This window comes from Aeromonas sp. QDB25 (assembly GCF_027707725.1).
Classification (GTDB): domain Bacteria; phylum Pseudomonadota; class Gammaproteobacteria; order Enterobacterales; family Aeromonadaceae; genus Aeromonas; species Aeromonas caviae.
The window spans coordinates 77,803-93,556 of sequence record NZ_JAPCIZ010000001.1 but is presented as its reverse complement, the minus strand read 5'-3'; the positions used below and the strand labels follow the sequence as shown (position 1 = coordinate 93,556).

The following is a 15,754-nucleotide window of genomic DNA, read 5'->3' as shown; positions in this document are numbered from 1 at the left end:
GCACCTTCATTGGGCCACCACCCGGCCCATGGCTCAGAGCGAGATGCCGGAAAAGGACATGAAGCCGAGGGACATCAGCCCGGCCACAATGAAGGTAATGCCGATACCCCACAGCCCCTCGGGCACATCCGAATACTTCATCTTCTGGCGCAATCCCGCAATGGCGACGATGGCCAGCAGCCAGCCCAGCCCTGAGCCCGCCCCGTAGACCACGGATTCGATGAAGTCGTAATCCCGCTGGGCCATGAACATTACCCCGCCGAAGATGGCGCAATGCACCGTCAGCAGCGGCAGGTAGATGCCGAGCGCGTGATGGAGCGCCGGGAAATGTTTGTCGAGCACCATCTCCATCACCTGTACCAGGGCCGCCAGCACCCCGATGTAGACGATGAAATCGAGAAAGCCCAGATCAAACTCCCCGAGGAAGGTACTCTCGGGACGCAGGATATGGCGGTAGATCAGGTTGTTGAGGGGAATGGCGATCACCATGACCACCAGCACCGTCATGCCAAGGCCAAAGGCGGTGTTGATGTTCTTGGAAACGGCCAGGAAGGTGCACATGCCAAGGAAGAAGGCCAGCGCCAGGTTTTCGACAAAAATCGAGTGAATAAACAGGTTTACATAATAATCCATCGGGTCGGCTCACAACGTGTACGGGGTGGGAGCCGCCTTCGTGCTCGCCGGCGGGCAGGCAGGAAGACGGTGCAAGGAGGGCACCGGACCGCACGGGCATGCCTTCGCGGCTGACATCAATCAGCGAGGGAGAAAGCCTTGGGCGGACGGGCGCTCAGCAAGCAGCCAGGTACGAGTCGCTGTGGCAGAAACGAAATTGCAGGTGATGGCAGCTCAAGCGCCACCGGTGCAGATAACCGAAGTAGTCGCTCAGTTGCCTGAGGTAGATGAGGGGCAGGAAGAACAGCAGGCCGCAGAGCAGGCCGAGGATATCGTGCTGGAACCAGGCCAGCAGCACCTGATAGAGCTCGGCTTGAGCGGCCCCTTCCAGCCGTCGACCCTGCTCGAAGCTGAGCCGCCACTGGCCGCCCGGAGGCAGGCTGACGCTGTTGACCAGCCCGGGATCGGCCGGCTCATGCAACTGCATCGAGGCGCCCTGGCCGACCGCAGCCTGACGTACGGCGGCACCGACCTCTGCCGCGGCGAAGGCGGCAAGCCACAGAAGGCAGGCGATGGCGAGCGCCATCGGCCAGGTCGAGCGTCGGCCAGCGGGTGACAAGCGGGGAGTCCCTTCTTGAAAAGAGGATTCAGCGAGGCCGAATATATCACAATTCATCTTTTTATTGAATTTGAAACCCTGCAAACACCCACGAATCGATACTAAAAACCCTCGTTATCAATAAAGCTGGCAATTAAAAACCACAATGAGCGCAAGGAGCACCCTCTTTGCCCTCACGATGACCCTCACGCCTGCACAAAGGCCGGGTGATAGCGCACTTCACCACTGGGCATGGCAGCGCCGAACGAGCGGGTCATGAAGTACTCGGGCGGCACGCCGGGCAGCGTCAACCCCGGCTCGGACACGAAACCAAAACGGCCGTAGAAGCCGGGATCCCCCAGCACCACGCAGCCGGCCGCTCCCATCCCCTTGAGCTCGGCCAGACCCGCGTCCATCAGCCGTGACCCCAGCCCCCTGCCCTGAAGCGCAGGGGAGACGGAAATGGGGCCAAGGCCATACCAGTGCGGGCTGCCATCGCTGATGGTGACCGGCGAGAAGCAGAGGTGGCCGACCACCCGCCCCGCCTGCTCCGCCACCAGAGACAGGCTGAGTGCCCCGGCCTGGCGCAAGGCGCGCACGATCAGCTGTTCGTTGTGATCGGTATTGGGGGGCATTGAGGAACGCGGCCACGGTCAGCGCTTCAATGGCGTCGTGATCGGCGCCCGTTTCAGGTCGAATGAGAATATTCATAAGGTTTTCTCCGTTTGTTATCTTGCAATGGATGGCCTGATCAGACTGTCTGCAGGCAGCAGATCACATAGCCATAGCTGCCCAGGTATTGGCGGTGGATGGCCACTTCCCGGCTCAGATCCTGCCAGGCTGGGCTATCCCCCAGCTCGGCACGGTGGCGCGCCAGATTGCGCTCGATGGGATCCAGATAGTTGTCCCAGGCCCTTTGCTGTAACGGGGTGTGCCACAGGCAGCGATAACCCGCCTCCTGCACCGTTTTGAGCAGGCCCGCCAGGGTCTGCATGGCGGGATAATCCCGCTGCCAGAACGCCAGTGCCTCCTCTGGGGGCGTGTCCGTCAGCCACACCAGGTCGCTCAGCACCAGGCAGGCAGCAGGGCCGGCAAGGTACGGCCGCCATGCCTGCAAGGCGTTGGCCACCCCGATGGTGTAGGCGCTCCCCTCGGCCCAGATGAGATCGGCGGGGGCAAGATCTGCCGGCAGCGCCGCCATGTTGGCGCACAGGGTAGTGACCTGACTCAGCCCCGCCGCACTGGCCGATCTCGCCACGGCGGCCAGCGCCTCCTCGTCCAGATCGATGGCCACTATGGTGGCGTCCGTCACCTGTGCCAGCGCCAGGGTGGCGGCGCCGCGCCCGCAGCCCATGTCGAGGATCCGGCGAGGCTGGCTGGGCAGCGCGGCAAATTGCTGCTGGGTGAAGAGGCTATCGCCCGGCCCCCAATAGCTCATGCCATCCAGCAGCAGCTTGAAATCCCGGATGTAGCGTTCATGTTCATTCATGTCTTTGCTGAGCCACTGCAGGTGGTAACGCTCTTTTTCACTGAATCCCTGCTTCATCACCCAGGCAAAGTAAGCCTGCGGGGCTTGATGCTGCAGTTGCTGCTGCCAGGCCTTGAACTCGTCGCCGGAGTGCGCACGCAAACCGGCGAGATCCGCCAGCAGATCCCGGGCGCGTTGCATCCGCGCCAGCTCTTCATCCAGCTCCCTGACCCGGGCTTCCAGCGTTGCCTGCTCCAGCTCGCCCGCCAGACAGGCGAGGCACTGCTTGAGGCTGAGGCCACCCGCCTGCAGGGCCTGTACCATCCGCAGCCGCTGCAGATCGTCATCGTCGTAGTAGCGATAGCCGTTGGCGCCCCTCGTGCCCGCAATCACCCCCAGCTTCTCGTAATAGAGCAGGGTGGAGCGGGCCAGGCCGCAGCGCCGGGCCAGTTCGGATATTTTCATGACAGCCACTCGCTGAGGGGTCCGTGACCCGATGAAGGGAAGCTTAAACTGTGAAGCAATAGACGGGTCAACGACAACATCCGGGTTCACACCATAAAAAAACGGCCACCCTGAGGTGGCCGTCATCGACAGCAAGAGAGACTCGCGGGATCAGAGGCCGGCGGCTTCCAGATGCTCCACCAGCAGCTGCACGCTGCGGTTGCCACGCCACTCGTTGACGTCGAGCCGGTAGACCAGCCGCACCCGCTTCACCGAGGCATCGGGCCAGCGCTGCAAGTCGACGCCAAAGGCGATGGCATCCACCGCGTGGCCGGAATCCGTGGTCAGCATCATCTTGAGGTGCTTCTCCCCCACCAGCCGCTGCTGCACCAGCACGAATTCCCCGTCAAACAGCGGCTCGGGGAAGGCCTGACCCCAGGGGCCGGAGGCGCGAATAAGCTCCGCCAGCTCCAGACTCAGTTCATCGGGCAGCAGCTCGCCATCGGTGAGCAGCACCCCGGTCAAGAGCTCAGGGGTCACCAGCTCGCCGATGACCGCCTCGAAGGCCCGACCGAAGGCCTCGATATTGGCCTTGGGCAGGGTCAACCCGGCCGCCATGGCGTGGCCGCCAAACTTGCCCATCAAGCCGGGGTGGCGGGTATCGAGCAGTTCCAGCGCATCGCGCAGGTGCACCCCAGGGATGGAGCGCCCGGATCCCTTGAGCTCGGTCTCGCTGCTCTCGGCAAAGGCGATGACCGGGCGGTAGTACTTCTCCTTCACCTTGGAGGCCACCAGCCCCACCACCCCCTGATGCCACTCGTTTCGGTGCAGCACAATGCCGGAGGGCACCTCGCCGTCACGAAAACGGATCTGCTCCAGGGTGGCGAGCGCCTCCTGCTGCATCCCCTGCTCGATCTCCTTGCGCTCCTGGTTGAGGCTGTCCATTTCGGAGGCGAACTGGCGCGCCAGGTTGATGTCGTCACAGAGCAGACAGGCGACTCCGAGGGACATGTCATCGAGCCGGCCCACCGCGTTGAGGCGCGGCCCCAGCGCAAAGCCGAGATCGGCAGCGCACAGGCGACGACCGTCGCGGCCCGACACATCCACCAGCGCCTGGATGCCGGGGCGACAACGGCCGGCCCGGATCCGCTGCAAACCCTGATGGACCAGAATGCGGTTGTTGCCATCGAGCGCCACCACGTCGGCCACGGTGCCGAGCGCCACCAGATCCAGGTAATCCGCCACGTTGGGGGCGCGCAGCCCCTGGCGCTCATACCAGCCGCTCTGGCGCAGATGGGTGTTGAGGGCCGCCATCAGATAGAAGGCGACCCCGACCCCGGCCAGGGACTTGGAGGGGAAGTCGCAGCCATGCTGGTTGGGGTTCACTATCGCGTCGGCGTCAGGCAGCTCCTGACCCGGCAAATGGTGATCGGTAACCAGTACCTGCATGCCTGCCGCCTTGGCCGCCGCCACCCCGGCGATGCTGGAGATGCCGTTGTCCACCGTGATCAGGAACTCGGCGCCGCGGGCCACCGCCAGCTCGACGATCTCCGGGGTGAGGCCATAGCCGAACTCGAAGCGGTTGGGCACCAGAAAATCGATGTGGTGCCCCCCCATGGCGCGCAAGGCCAGCACGCACAGCGCCGAGCTGGTGGCGCCGTCGCAGTCAAAGTCACCGACGATGAGAATGCGTTTTTGCGCCGTCAGCGCCTCGGCCAGCAGCGGCACCGCCTGCGCCATGCCGAACAGACGCTGGGGCGGCAGCAGCTGGTTGGCGCTGCGCTCCAGCAGGGCAGGGTCTTCTACCCCGCGGCTGGCGAAGATCTGGCGAAGTAGCGGGTGCAGGGTGGCGGGCAGATGGGAATCATCAACTCGCGGACGACGACGGATTTGCAGGGGCATTGATGTGATCCAGTATCTTGAGCAGTTGTTCGGGGCTCTGGTAACCGCGCACCAGGTCGCCATTGGGCAGAACCCAGCTCGGTGACGCCTTGATCCCGAGCCATTGGCTCAGGCCGATATGATGGGCAAGGATCGCATTACAGCCGCTCTCAGGCAAACGATCGCTGAAGTTGAGTCCGCGCAGCAGCCCGGGATCGCACCAGCTAGCATGATCCGAGGCGGCGACAGGCGCAGGCAGCAGTTGCACGCTCACGCCCCTCGCCTGCAAGCGGGGCAATTCCTCCAGCGCGATGCGGCAAGGACCGCAGGCGAGATCGGTAAACAGGGTGAGGCGGTGGCGTTCAGGGGTGGCCTTGAGCCAGAGCCGGGCCTCCCCTATCTGGGAGAGCGCCAGCCTGCGTTGCTGCTGCTGGCTGAGCCGGGTGAGGTTTCTCATGTCGTGGGCCAGATCCAGCATGGAGCCCTGCAGCACATAGTCTCCCCTGGCATCGCTATAGAGCAGTCCCTGGGCCGTGCCCAGCAGATAAAGGCCCGGCATGGGGGTCTCGTCCACCAGGTAGACCTGCACACCGAGGCGCTGCTCTATGGTCTGTTTCAACACATGGGGGTCCATCCCGGCGCTGGCCGCAAAAGCGCACAGCAGCATCATTCCCAGCAGTAAATATCGCATCAGCTCATTCACTTGGCATGATTGAAGGGCCTCATAAGGTAACCCAGACAATTCCCTCTCCCAAAGACCTTAATTATTGATCGATTAATAACGTCCGCAAGAAAAAATCACGGGATGACAGGTTGCCAATCGGGCTTGAGCCCCGCAAGCTAATCAGGACGACGGGAGACATCTTTAGTCATCCCTCTGTTTTGCTGATGTTTTATTATTCAAATCGACGTGCGCTCAGGTGGCACGTCGTCCATTTCTAGGGGGAAAAATGAGTCTGATTCAAGAGTTCAAGGCCTTTGCATCCAGGGGCAATGTGATCGACATGGCGGTCGGTATCATCATAGGTGCCGCCTTTGGCAAGATTGTCTCCTCCTTCGTGGGAGACGTGATCATGCCCCCCATCGGGCTGATCCTGGGGGGCGTGGATTTCAGCGATCTCGCCGTGACCCTGAAGGCCGCCGAAGGGGATGCCCCTGCCGTGGTCATCGCCTACGGCAAGTTCATCCAGACCTGTATCGACTTCCTGATCATCTCCTTCGCCATCTTCATGGGGCTCAAGGCCATCAACACCCTGAAGAAGAAGCAGGAAGAGGAAGCCGCTGCCCCGGCCGGCCCCACCAAGGATCAGGAGCTGCTGACCGAGATCCGCGACTTGCTGAAATCCCAGCAGGGGAAATAACCGTTTCCTCCCTGTCGTGTGCTGAAAAAAACCGCCTTCGGGCGGTTTTTTGTTGCAAGGCCGATGAGGCGATCAGGCTCTGGGGTGGTGCTGGCCGTGCAGTGCCTTGAGCCGCTCGTTGGCCACGTGGGTATAGATCTGGGTGGTGGAGAGATCCGCGTGGCCCAGCAGCATCTGCACCACTCGCAGATCGGCGCCGTGATTGAGCAGGTGGGTGGCGAAGGCATGACGCAGGGTGTGGGGAGAGAGTTCCCCCCTGATGCCGGCTCTCAGGGCATAGAGCTTGATGCGGTGCCAGAAGGTCTGGCGGGTCATCATCCGGGCCCGCTTGGAGGGGAACACCACGTCCGAGCTGGTGCCACCCAGCAGCAGGGTGCGCCCCTCCCGGTAGTAGCGCTCCAGCCAGTGCACCGCCTCCTCCCCCATGGGGACCAGGCGCTCCTTGTTGCCCTTGCCCACCACTCGCACCAGCCCCTGGCGCAGGCTGACGTGTTCGGCGGTCAGCCCCACCAGCTCGGACACCCGCAGCCCGGTGGCGTAGAGCAGCTCGAGCATCGCCTTGTCCCGCAGCTCCAGCGGGTCGTCCACCAGGGGCGCTTGCAGCAGCGCCTCCACCTCGGCTTCGCTCAGATCCGATGGCAGCTTTTTGGGGAGCTTTGGCCCCTCCAGCAGCACGGTGGGATCGTCGCTGCGCAGCTTCTCGCGATTGAGGTACTGGTAGAAGCGGCGCAGGGCCGAGAGGAAACGGGCCGTACTGCTGGCCGCGAACTGGTGGTCGACCCGCCAGGCGAGGTAGTGCTGGATGTCGTCCAGCCCCGCCAGCAGCAGGGAACCGCCTTGCTCATCGAGCCAGAGGGCAAATTTTTCCAGGTCGGTGCGATAGGAGCTGACCGTGTTGTCGGAAAGCCCCCGCTCCAGCCAGAGGGCGTCGAGAAACGGCTCGATCAGGGGATGGGATTCTGCTTTGCTCATGGTGCGCCGCGCTCAGGGAAACAGGTCGCCATTGTAACGTGCCGACCCACCCGGGCCGCAAGGCAAGGCTGCACACCCCCTCAGGCGGTGAAGAGCCCGGCGCAATCTGCTAGACTGGCGCCCTCCCCCCGGGCGCCGCTGTGCCGGTCACGCCCCTTGCCGACTGCGATCAAGAGAAGAGCGATGAAGATAGGTTTGTTTTATGGCTCCACCACCTGCTACACCGAGATGGCCGCCGAGAAGATCCGCGCCCTCATCGGCCCCGAGCTGGTCGATCTCCACAACATCAAGGATGTGCCCCTCGCCCGCATGCAGGAGTACGACATCCTGATCCTGGGCATCTCCACCTGGGACTTCGGCGAGCTGCAGGAGGACTGGGAATCCCGCTGGGAAGACATCGCCGACCTGCATCTGGAGGGACGCATCATCGCCCTGTTTGGCATGGGCGATCAGCTGGGCTATGGGGAGTGGTATCAGGATGCCCTCGGCCTGCTGCACGATCAGCTGGTCCCCAAGGGTGTCAAGCTGGTGGGCTACTGGCCCAACGAGGGGTACGAGTTTGACGCCTCCAAGGCGCTCATCGACGATGGCCGTCACTTCGTCGGGCTGGCCCTCGATGACGCCAACCAGTACGACCAGACCGAGTCCCGCATCGAGCAGTGGGTCGACCAGATCCTGAGCGAGATCCACGAACTGCTCTGACCCTGGCCGTCTGGATGTTCGACGACGCCAGCCAATGGACGACCAGACCGACCCCGCATCGAGCAGTGGGTCGACCAGATCCTGAGCGAGCTCCACGAACTGCTCTGATCCTGATCGCCTGGATGTTCGACGACGCCAGCCAATGGACGACCAGACCGACCCCGCATCGAGCAGTGGGTCGACCAGATCCTGAGCGAGATCCACGCACTGCTCTGACCCTGATCGCCTGGATGTTCGACGACGCCGGCCAATGGACGACCAGACCGACCCCGCATCGAGCAGTGGGTCGACCAGATCCTGAGCGAGATCCACGAACTGCTCTGACCCTGATCGCCTGGATGTTCAACGACGCCAGCCAATGGACGACCAGACCGACCCCGTATCGAGCAGTGGGGCGACCTCATATCAAGCGAGCGCCATGAGCGGCGCCAACCTCCCCTGCCGGTAGCCTGCGCTCGGGCTGCCGGGCGCATAAATCGCACCGATTTTCTCGTTTGGTATCATCGGCTGACGCTATAGCGACTTTTTGCTTCTGGTCTGCAACAATGAGGTCGACACCCCATAACAACACAACGCCGGGTGTCGGAAGCAAACGGACAGACCAGAAAAGGATATTCTATGACTTCATTCTCCCTATTGGCCCCCGCCATCGCCCGCGACGTGCTCGATCACGCGCTGGCTCTGGGTGCCGACTTCGCCGAGCTGTTTGTGGAGCGCAAGCGCCGCAGCCAGCTCAGCCTGCTCTCCAGCCAGATAGAGAACATCAGCGGTGGTCTCGACTTCGGTATCGGCGTTCGCCTGTGCTACGGCCACAAGGTGCTCTATGGCTACACCAATCTGGCCGATCGCAACGAGCTCTTGCGCATCGTTACCCTGCTGGCGGCCAAGGACAGGCGTGACCCCGTGGTCACCGCTACTGCCTTTGACTTCACCCGCCTGACCGACCGCAACCCCATCGCTCTGCCGCTGTCGGCCGACAAGCTGCTGGAGCAGAAGATCGCCTACCTGCATGCCATGGACGCTGCGGCCCGCGCCGAGAGCGACAAGGTGAGCCAGTTCTCGGGCAACGTGCTCGGCTGGGAGCAGGAGGTGGAGATCTTCAACAGCGAAGGGGTGCAGGTGAGCGATCGCCGCCACTACAACCGCATCATGGCCCAGACCATCGCCCTGGACGGGGGCGAGCAGAGCGTAGGTTATGAAGCCCCCGGTGCCATGAAGGGATGGGAGCATGCCGAGAGCATCGACCCCCGCGAGCTGGCTCTCACCGCCACCCGCCAGGCACTGGTAAAGCTGGGCGCCGCCCCCTGCCCGAGCGGCAAGCTGCCGGTCATCATGGAGAGCGGCTTTGGCGGCGTCATCTTCCACGAAGCGTGCGGTCACCTGCTGGAGACTACCTCCGTGGCCAAGAAGGCATCCGTATTCCACGACAAGATGGGCCAGCTCATCGCCAACCCCGCGGTCAGCGCGGTGGACGAGGGCTTGCAGGGCAACGCCTGGGGCTCCATCAACGTCGATGACGAGGGGATGGCGACCCAGCACACCCAGCTCATCAAGGACGGCGTGCTGACCGGCTTCCTGGTGGACAGAATGGGGGCCCTTCGCACCGGCTACGCCCGCACCGGCTCCGGGCGCCGGGAATCCTACAAGTTCGCCCCCGCCTCCCGCATGCGCAACACCTATATCGAGCCGGGCAACTACAGCCTCGACGACATGCTGGCAACCGTGGAACACGGCATCTATGCCAAGCGGATGGGGGGTGGCTCTGTGCAGCCCGGTACCGGCGAGTTCAACTTCAACGTGCAGGAGGCCTACCTCATCGAGGGGGGCAGGATCACCCGGCCCCTCAAGTCGGCCACCCTGATCGGCACCGGCCCGCAGGTATTGAAGGAGATCTCCATGGTGGGGCGCGATCTGGCCCTCTCCGCCGGCATGTGCGGCTCGGTCTCCGGATCCATTCCCGCCTCGGTCGGCCAGCCGCCGCTCAAGGTTGACAATATCCTGGTCGGAGGGAACGCCTGATGAGCCAACTCAACATGAACCAACTGCTTGCCCGTCTGCTGGAGCAGGTCGCCGATCTGGGTGCCGAGGCAGACGTCATCGCCAATCAGGAGAAGGCCTTCTCCCTCAAGGCCGACAAGGGCGAACTCAGTGAATACAAGGTCACCAGCAGCCAGCAAATCGGCATTCGCCTCATCAAGGAAGGCCGGGTCGGCATCGCCTATTCCGAGTCCCTCGACGCGTCGGCCCTGGACGCCATGGTGCAGGATGCGCTCGATGCGAGCCACTTCGCCAAGGTGGACCCGGATCAGCGCATCACAGTGCAGCAGAGCAGGCTCATCACCGACTGCGCCGAAATACATCAGGCCGACACCACGGCGGTGGAAGAGAAGATCGCCCTGACCCTGCGCCTCGAGTCCGACATGCTGGCCCTGCCGGACGTGACCGGCGCCCCCTACAACGGCTTCTTCGAGGGGGAGAGCCGCTTCTGGCTTGCCAACAGCCAGGGCAGCGTCTGCGAACATCAGGAGTTCAGCGTCGGCTGCCACAGCTCCGCTCTCATCGAGCGAGAGGGCCGCCAGTCCATGCACTACCAGGGACAGTACGCACGGCGCTTCGACGAGTTGGAGAGCCAGCCTCTCATCCGCCAGATCCACGCCGTGGCCGATGGCCTGCTGATGGGTGAGGCGGTGCTAAGCGGTCGCTACAGCGTCATCTTCAGCACCCACTGCTTTGCCAGCCTGTTTGGCTGCTTCCAGTCCGCCCTGTCTGGCAAGTGGGCCCAGCAGGGGATCAACCCCTGGCGCGACAAGCTGGGCCAAAGCGTGGCTTCTCGCTGGCTCACCCTGGAGAGTCGTGCCTATATGCCGGGGGGCATGAAGATCAAGGCGTTTGACGGCGAAGGGGCCGCCACTTCGGATCTCCTGCTCATCGGCGAGGGGGAGCTCAAGACCCTGCTGCACAACAGCGCCACCGCCCGCCACTTCGGCGTGACAAGCAACGGTGCAGCCGCCCGAAGTGCCCGCAGTGCCCTGGACGTGGCCCCTCGTCACCTGGTGTTCGGGCTCGGCCCCCACGGCGAGGCCGAGGTACAAAGCGGTGAGTACCTGGAGCTGGTCAAGCTGGACGGCCTGCACTCCGGGGCCGATGCGGTGAGCGGCGACTTCTCGTTCGGCGCCTCCGGCTTCCTCTGCCGAAATGGCGAGCGCGTGGCACCGGTACGCGGCATCACGGTGGCGGGCAACTTCTATCGTCTGCTCGGGGAGCTGGAAGCGGTCGGCAACCAGCTGCACCACGACGATGGCAAGGACTTCTATGCCCCGCTGATCCGCTTTGGCGGGCTCAGCATTGCCGGCAAATAAGAGGGGAGCCTTACTCGGCTCTTCCCCCTTCAAGCGGCGCCATCAGGCTCCGCTTTTTTTATCCATGGCGCCCCCCGACAGCCACTTCTAACCTCAAAGAGCCACCGACCGCGTTGGCCGGGAACTCTGGAGAATACGACGATGGACAACACCCTGGTCTGGGCCGACATTCCGACACGGGATCTGGATCGCGCCATGGACTTCTACTCGGCCCTGCTCGATGTGCAGGTCACCCCCATCCAGGAAGAGACCATGCGCTTTGCCATGCTGCGCCACGACGGCAGCAACGCGGCGGCCTGTCTCGGCCCCATGGACAAATATCACCAGCCCGGCGGTGCCGGTCCCCTCATCTATCTCTCCCTCGGTGACAGGCTGCAGGAGGCGGAGCTGCTGGTCCCCCGGCTCGGCGGGCGGGTGCTGGAGCCTCTGCACAGCATCGGCAGTGGTCATGGGTCCAGGGTCATCATCGAGGATACCGAAGGCAACTGGCTTGCCCTCTATGCCCCACCAGCCAGCTGACGTCCGGATATGCAGAAACAACAACGGCGACCATCAGGTCGCCGTTGTTGTTTAACTGCACTTGCCGGCCATTACGCCTCTGGATTGAGGCGGGTCGGGATGCCGGTACGCTGTTCCAGCACCTGCTTGACCACGTTGGAATCGCTGTCAGCATGGGCGATGAAGCGGGTGGTAGCCGGGGTCATGGGCAGCGGCACGGAGGCGGTGGAGTTGAACTCTTCCTCGGTGCGCGACAGCGGCTCGTGCACTTCCATGTAGCGACCGCCATCCGGCTCGACCGTGGTCTTGACCGGCTGGTTGACGAACTGGACGCGGGTGCCGACCGGCACATGATCGAACAGGTACTTGATGTCGTCGGCGCGCAGGCGCACGCAGCCGCTGCTCACCCGCAAACCGATACCGAAGGTGGCGTTGGTGCCGTGGATGGCGTACAGGTTGCCGATGTAGAGCGCGTGCAGGCCCATGGGGTTGTCCGGGCCGGCCGGCCAGACCGCGGGCAGGGTCTTGCCCTGGGCGGCGTAGCGGCGACGGATATTCTCGGTCGGGGTCCAGGTCGGGTTGGCACGCTTGCGTTCAACCTTGGTGATCCAGTTCTCCGGGGTGTTGACCCCGAGCTGGCCGATGCCGATGGGCAGCACATGCACCACGTTCTTGCCCTTCGGGTAGTAGTAGAGACGCATCTCCGCCACGTTGATGACGATCCCTTCGCGGGGAGCGTTGGGCAGGATCAGCTGATGGGGAATGATCAGCGTGCTGCCCGCCTTGGGCAGGTAGGGGTCGACGCCCGGGTTGGCTTCCATGATGTTGGTCAGACCCAGCTGGAAGTCGGAGGCGATCTGCTCCAGCGGACGGTTGTCTGCGGGCACCACGTATTCCTGGTTCTCACCAATCAGGCGGCTGTTGGCTGCAGGCAGCTGGTATTCAACGGCGGCGGCCTGCTGGCTGACCAGCGCCAGCGTACATAAAAGAGCCGAAGCGGCAATGCGAAGGGGATTCATAAAATTCCTGTATGGTTTCCTGTTCCTGTGGGCCTTTGCCCTGCTCATCATCGGTCTCTTGTGGCCCCGTCACCGGGGACCAACAACCGAGCGCGCATTCTTTCCCGAGCAGGGCAAAATTTCAACTTGGAGATGGTCTTTTTCGCCGAAAAGATCCATTTCACTGCCAACTCGGGGGCCTCTTTCACCCCTTGTACTCTAGCAACCCCAGTCTGAGCGTAAAATGAACATGGCGCAGGCATGCCAGGGTCGTCCCAAATTGCATGACGAGGCGGTCACGAGTACAATCTCGCACCCCGTATATCCGGAGTATCGAGTCACCTCCTGCTCCGATGTACCCCCATCGGATGGCCGTGCGTCGAAGACGGTCGCGCCACCGATGAACCCACACGACGCCATCAGGTGGCGCCGTCCTGATTTGCAATCAGATAAAAGAGTCCAACATGTTCAGACCAGAATTGCTCTCCCCTGCCGGGACCCTCAAGAACATGCGCTACGCCTATGCCTATGGCGCAGACGCCGTCTATGCGGGCCAGCCGCGCTACAGCCTGCGGGTACGCAACAACGAATTCGATCACGAGAATCTGCAGCTCGGCATCAACGAGGCCCATGCCCTCGGCAAGCAGTTCTATGTGGTGGCCAACATCCAGCCCCACAACTCCAAGCTCAAGACCTTCATCCGCGACATGCGCCCCGTGGTGGATATGAAGCCGGATGCACTCATCATGTCCGACCCCGGCCTCATCATGATGATGCGCGAAGCCTTCCCCGACATGCCTATCCACCTCTCGGTGCAGGCCAACGCGGTCAACTGGGCCACGGTGAAGTTCTGGCATCAGATGGGACTGACCCGTGCCATCCTCTCCCGCGAGCTGTCTCTCGACGAGATCGAGGAGATCCGCATGCAGGTGCCGGAGATGGAACTGGAAGTCTTCGTCCACGGGGCGCTGTGCATGGCCTACTCCGGCCGCTGCCTGCTCTCCGGCTACATCAACAAGCGTGACCCCAACCAGGGTACCTGCACCAACTCCTGCCGCTGGGAGTACAAGGTGCACGAGGGCAAGGAAGATGACGTGGGCCAGATCGTCCACCGCCAGGAGCCCATCGCCGTGCAAAAGGTGGATCCGACCCTGGGCGCAGGCAAGCCGACCGATGCCCTGGTGCTGCTGGAAGAGTCCAACCGCCCGGGCGAGTTCATGACTGCGTTTGAAGACGAGCACGGCACCTACATCATGAACTCCAAGGATCTGCGCGCCGTCGAGCACGTTGAGCGCCTGACCAAAATGGGCGTTCATTCCCTGAAAATCGAAGGCCGTACCAAGTCCTTCTACTACTGCGCCCGTACCGCCCAGGTCTATCGCAAGGCCATCGACGATGCGGTGGCTGGCCGTCCGTTCGATCCGACCCTGATGGGCACCCTCGAGAACCTGGCCCACCGCGGCTACACCGAGGGCTTCCTGCGCCGTCACAACCACAGCGAATACCAGAACTACGACTACGGTTACTCCGTCTCCGACACCCAGCAGTTCGTCGGCGAGATCACCGGTCGCAATGGTGACATGGTCGAAGTCGAGGTGAAGAACAAGTTCCTGCTGGGCAACAGCCTGGAGCTGATGACCCCCCAGGGCAACCTCAGCTTCAACCTGGAGCAGATGCAGAACCGCAAGGGCGAGCTCATCGACACCGCGCCGGGCAACGGCCACGTGGTCTACGTGCCGGTTCCCAAGGAGATCGACGTGAATTACGGCATCCTGCTGCGCAACCTCGGCGAGCGCGAGGATACCCGTCAACCTCACTCGGCGGCCTGAGATGGCACTGCTCATCACCGACAAGTGCATCAACTGTGACATGTGCGATCCGGAGTGTCCGAACCAGGCCATCACCCTGGGGAGCAAGATCTACGAGATAGACCCGGATCGCTGCACCGAATGCGTCGGCCACTATGAGAAGCCCACCTGCATCAGCGTCTGCCCCATCGACTGCATCATCTGGGATCCCGCCCACGTGGAGACCGAAGATCAGCTGATGGAAAAGTTTGTGCGGATGCACAGGCAGTAGCAGTAGCAGTAGCAGTAGCAGTAGCAGTAGCAGTAGCAGTAACGCCTGCATCAGCGTCTGCGCCCCTTGTACGGCATCCTCCGGGATCCCGTCCATAGGGTGGAAACCGAAGATCAGCTGATGGAGAAATTCGTGCGGATGCACAGGCAGTAACGCCTGCATCAGCGTCTGTGCCCCATGTGCGGCATCCTCCGAGATCCCGTCCATAGGGTGGAAACCGAAGATCAGTTGATGGAAAAGTTCGTGCGGATGCACAGGCAGTCAGCGTCTGACACTCGCAGAGTGCATTATCCAAAAATAGAAAAAGCCGGGCATGCCCGGCTTTTTCTATTGCGCTGCCCTTCCCTCAGGGTTTGACCAGTTTTTGCAGCGCCTCGAGTTCGCGCTGGGCTTCCAGCAACTCGGCCTGGGACTCCTCCAGCTTGGACTGCTTCTTGGCAATCTTGTCCGGCTTGCCCAATACCCGTGCGCTCTGCAACTCGGCCAGCCGCTCTTCCACTTCTTCCCTCTGCTTGACCACCTTGCGCTGCTGCTCCTCAAGGAGCCCGGCATCGGTACAATGGGCCTCCAGGTTGCGCAGTGCCCGCTCAAGGCCGGCTACCTGCTCCTGGTTGTTGTGCGCCCTGGCGAACGCAAGCTGATCCGTCACGGCCTGCTGTCTGGCCTTGCAGCCGATGTTTTCACTACCATAGGCTTGTCCGGCCAACAACAATAAGCCTATTCCGGCGATCTTCCACATAACAACCTCTTTGTTCTGTCATACTGGATGGCCGTCCATGAGA

Annotated in this window: 15 protein-coding genes and 1 pseudogene; 7 read left to right on the top strand and 9 right to left on the bottom strand. The window is 62.6% G+C overall.

Annotation, left to right across the window (positions count from 1 at the left end; all coding sequences use genetic code 11):
- Positions 1-33 precede the first annotated feature (33 nt).
- From nqrE to PG883_RS00410, 6 genes and pseudogenes are all read right to left on the bottom strand, one after another.
- A complete protein-coding gene (gene nqrE, locus PG883_RS00435) occupies positions 34-633 on the bottom strand; it encodes an NADH:ubiquinone reductase (Na(+)-transporting) subunit E (protein WP_270806828.1) in 600 nt (199 codons plus the stop codon).
- Between the two features lie 154 nt (positions 634-787).
- Complete coding sequence (locus PG883_RS00430) at positions 788-1,198, bottom strand: hypothetical protein (protein WP_234030792.1); 411 nt, start codon at positions 1,196-1,198, stop codon at positions 788-790.
- 218 nt (positions 1,199-1,416) lie between these two features.
- Positions 1,417-1,921 (bottom strand): annotated as a pseudogene (locus tag PG883_RS00425) (GNAT family N-acetyltransferase).
- Positions 1,922-1,961: 40 nt separating this feature from the next.
- A complete protein-coding gene (locus tag PG883_RS00420) occupies positions 1,962-3,143 on the bottom strand; it encodes a MerR family transcriptional regulator (protein WP_270806826.1) in 1,182 nt (393 codons plus the stop codon).
- A 150-nt stretch (positions 3,144-3,293) separates the two neighbouring features.
- Positions 3,294-5,024 (bottom strand): single-stranded-DNA-specific exonuclease RecJ, encoded by a 1,731-nt coding sequence (recJ, locus tag PG883_RS00415; RefSeq protein ID WP_113977473.1) that lies wholly within the window; start codon positions 5,022-5,024, stop codon positions 3,294-3,296.
- Complete coding sequence (locus PG883_RS00410; protein ID WP_270806825.1) at positions 4,990-5,694, bottom strand: disulfide isomerase DsbC N-terminal domain-containing protein; 705 nt, start codon at positions 5,692-5,694, stop codon at positions 4,990-4,992. Before PG883_RS00410 ends, recJ begins: the two co-directional genes overlap by 35 nt.
- Before the next feature lie 259 nt (positions 5,695-5,953).
- Between PG883_RS00410 and mscL the strand changes: the two genes are divergently transcribed.
- Positions 5,954-6,364: a large-conductance mechanosensitive channel protein MscL gene (gene mscL, locus PG883_RS00405; RefSeq protein ID WP_010673746.1), complete on the top strand. Its 411-nt coding sequence runs from the start codon at positions 5,954-5,956 to the stop codon at positions 6,362-6,364.
- Between the two features lie 72 nt (positions 6,365-6,436).
- Here mscL and xerD read toward each other — a convergent pair whose 3' ends face one another.
- Positions 6,437-7,336, bottom strand: coding sequence for a site-specific tyrosine recombinase XerD (gene xerD, locus PG883_RS00400; RefSeq protein ID WP_042014490.1), 900 nt, complete (start codon positions 7,334-7,336; stop codon positions 6,437-6,439).
- Between the two features lie 183 nt (positions 7,337-7,519).
- On the opposite strand from xerD, the gene fldB reads away from it, so the two are divergent.
- The 4 genes from fldB (at position 7,520) to PG883_RS00380 (ending at position 11,916) form a co-directional block, all read left to right on the top strand.
- Positions 7,520-8,038, top strand: a complete 519-nt coding sequence (fldB, locus tag PG883_RS00395; protein ID WP_041212516.1) for a flavodoxin FldB — start codon at positions 7,520-7,522, stop codon at positions 8,036-8,038.
- Between the two features lie 618 nt (positions 8,039-8,656).
- Positions 8,657-10,057: a TldD/PmbA family protein gene (locus tag PG883_RS00390; RefSeq protein WP_041212515.1), complete on the top strand. Its 1,401-nt coding sequence runs from the start codon at positions 8,657-8,659 to the stop codon at positions 10,055-10,057.
- On the top strand, positions 10,057-11,397 hold the full coding sequence (locus tag PG883_RS00385; RefSeq protein ID WP_270806824.1) for a TldD/PmbA family protein: 1,341 nt from the start codon (positions 10,057-10,059) through the stop codon (positions 11,395-11,397). Before PG883_RS00390 ends, PG883_RS00385 begins: the two co-directional genes overlap by 1 nt.
- A 141-nt stretch (positions 11,398-11,538) precedes the next feature.
- Positions 11,539-11,916, top strand: a complete 378-nt coding sequence (locus tag PG883_RS00380; protein WP_010673739.1) for a VOC family protein — start codon at positions 11,539-11,541, stop codon at positions 11,914-11,916.
- A gap of 71 nt (positions 11,917-11,987) precedes the next feature.
- Here PG883_RS00380 and PG883_RS00375 read toward each other — a convergent pair whose 3' ends face one another.
- A complete protein-coding gene (locus PG883_RS00375) occupies positions 11,988-12,914 on the bottom strand; it encodes a L,D-transpeptidase family protein (RefSeq protein WP_041212511.1) in 927 nt (308 codons plus the stop codon).
- A 443-nt stretch (positions 12,915-13,357) separates the two neighbouring features.
- On the opposite strand from PG883_RS00375, the gene trhP reads away from it, so the two are divergent.
- Both trhP and PG883_RS00365 read left to right on the top strand, forming a co-directional pair.
- Positions 13,358-14,722, top strand: a complete 1,365-nt coding sequence (trhP, locus tag PG883_RS00370) for a prephenate-dependent tRNA uridine(34) hydroxylase TrhP (RefSeq protein WP_010675357.1) — start codon at positions 13,358-13,360, stop codon at positions 14,720-14,722.
- 1 nt (position 14,723) lies between these two features.
- Positions 14,724-14,972, top strand: a complete 249-nt coding sequence (locus PG883_RS00365; RefSeq protein WP_010675358.1) for a YfhL family 4Fe-4S dicluster ferredoxin — start codon at positions 14,724-14,726, stop codon at positions 14,970-14,972.
- 346 nt (positions 14,973-15,318) lie between these two features.
- Here the strand turns inward: PG883_RS00365 and PG883_RS00360 are convergent, their stop codons facing one another.
- Positions 15,319-15,711: a DUF1090 domain-containing protein gene (locus tag PG883_RS00360; protein WP_270806823.1), complete on the bottom strand. Its 393-nt coding sequence runs from the start codon at positions 15,709-15,711 to the stop codon at positions 15,319-15,321.
- Positions 15,712-15,754 lie beyond the last annotated feature (43 nt).

Coding starts and splice junctions, on each gene's coding strand:
- fldB (WP_041212516.1), top strand. CDS start 7,520: ATGAAGATAGGTTTGTTTTATGGCTCCACCACCTGCTACACCGAGATG.
- PG883_RS00375 (WP_041212511.1), bottom strand. CDS start 12,914: ATGAATCCCCTTCGCATTGCCGCTTCGGCTCTTTTATGTACGCTGGCG.
- PG883_RS00420 (WP_270806826.1), bottom strand. CDS start 3,143: ATGAAAATATCCGAACTGGCCCGGCGCTGCGGCCTGGCCCGCTCCACC.
- PG883_RS00410 (WP_270806825.1), bottom strand. CDS start 5,694: ATGCGATATTTACTGCTGGGAATGATGCTGCTGTGCGCTTTTGCGGCC.
- PG883_RS00360 (WP_270806823.1), bottom strand. CDS start 15,711: ATGTGGAAGATCGCCGGAATAGGCTTATTGTTGTTGGCCGGACAAGCC.
- PG883_RS00390 (WP_041212515.1), top strand. CDS start 8,657: ATGACTTCATTCTCCCTATTGGCCCCCGCCATCGCCCGCGACGTGCTC.
- mscL (WP_010673746.1), top strand. CDS start 5,954: ATGAGTCTGATTCAAGAGTTCAAGGCCTTTGCATCCAGGGGCAATGTG.
- trhP (WP_010675357.1), top strand. CDS start 13,358: ATGTTCAGACCAGAATTGCTCTCCCCTGCCGGGACCCTCAAGAACATG.
- PG883_RS00385 (WP_270806824.1), top strand. CDS start 10,057: ATGAGCCAACTCAACATGAACCAACTGCTTGCCCGTCTGCTGGAGCAG.
- xerD (WP_042014490.1), bottom strand. CDS start 7,336: ATGAGCAAAGCAGAATCCCATCCCCTGATCGAGCCGTTTCTCGACGCC.
- recJ (WP_113977473.1), bottom strand. CDS start 5,024: ATGCCCCTGCAAATCCGTCGTCGTCCGCGAGTTGATGATTCCCATCTG.
- PG883_RS00430 (WP_234030792.1), bottom strand. CDS start 1,198: ATGGCGCTCGCCATCGCCTGCCTTCTGTGGCTTGCCGCCTTCGCCGCG.
- PG883_RS00365 (WP_010675358.1), top strand. CDS start 14,724: ATGGCACTGCTCATCACCGACAAGTGCATCAACTGTGACATGTGCGAT.
- PG883_RS00380 (WP_010673739.1), top strand. CDS start 11,539: ATGGACAACACCCTGGTCTGGGCCGACATTCCGACACGGGATCTGGAT.
- nqrE (WP_270806828.1), bottom strand. CDS start 633: ATGGATTATTATGTAAACCTGTTTATTCACTCGATTTTTGTCGAAAAC.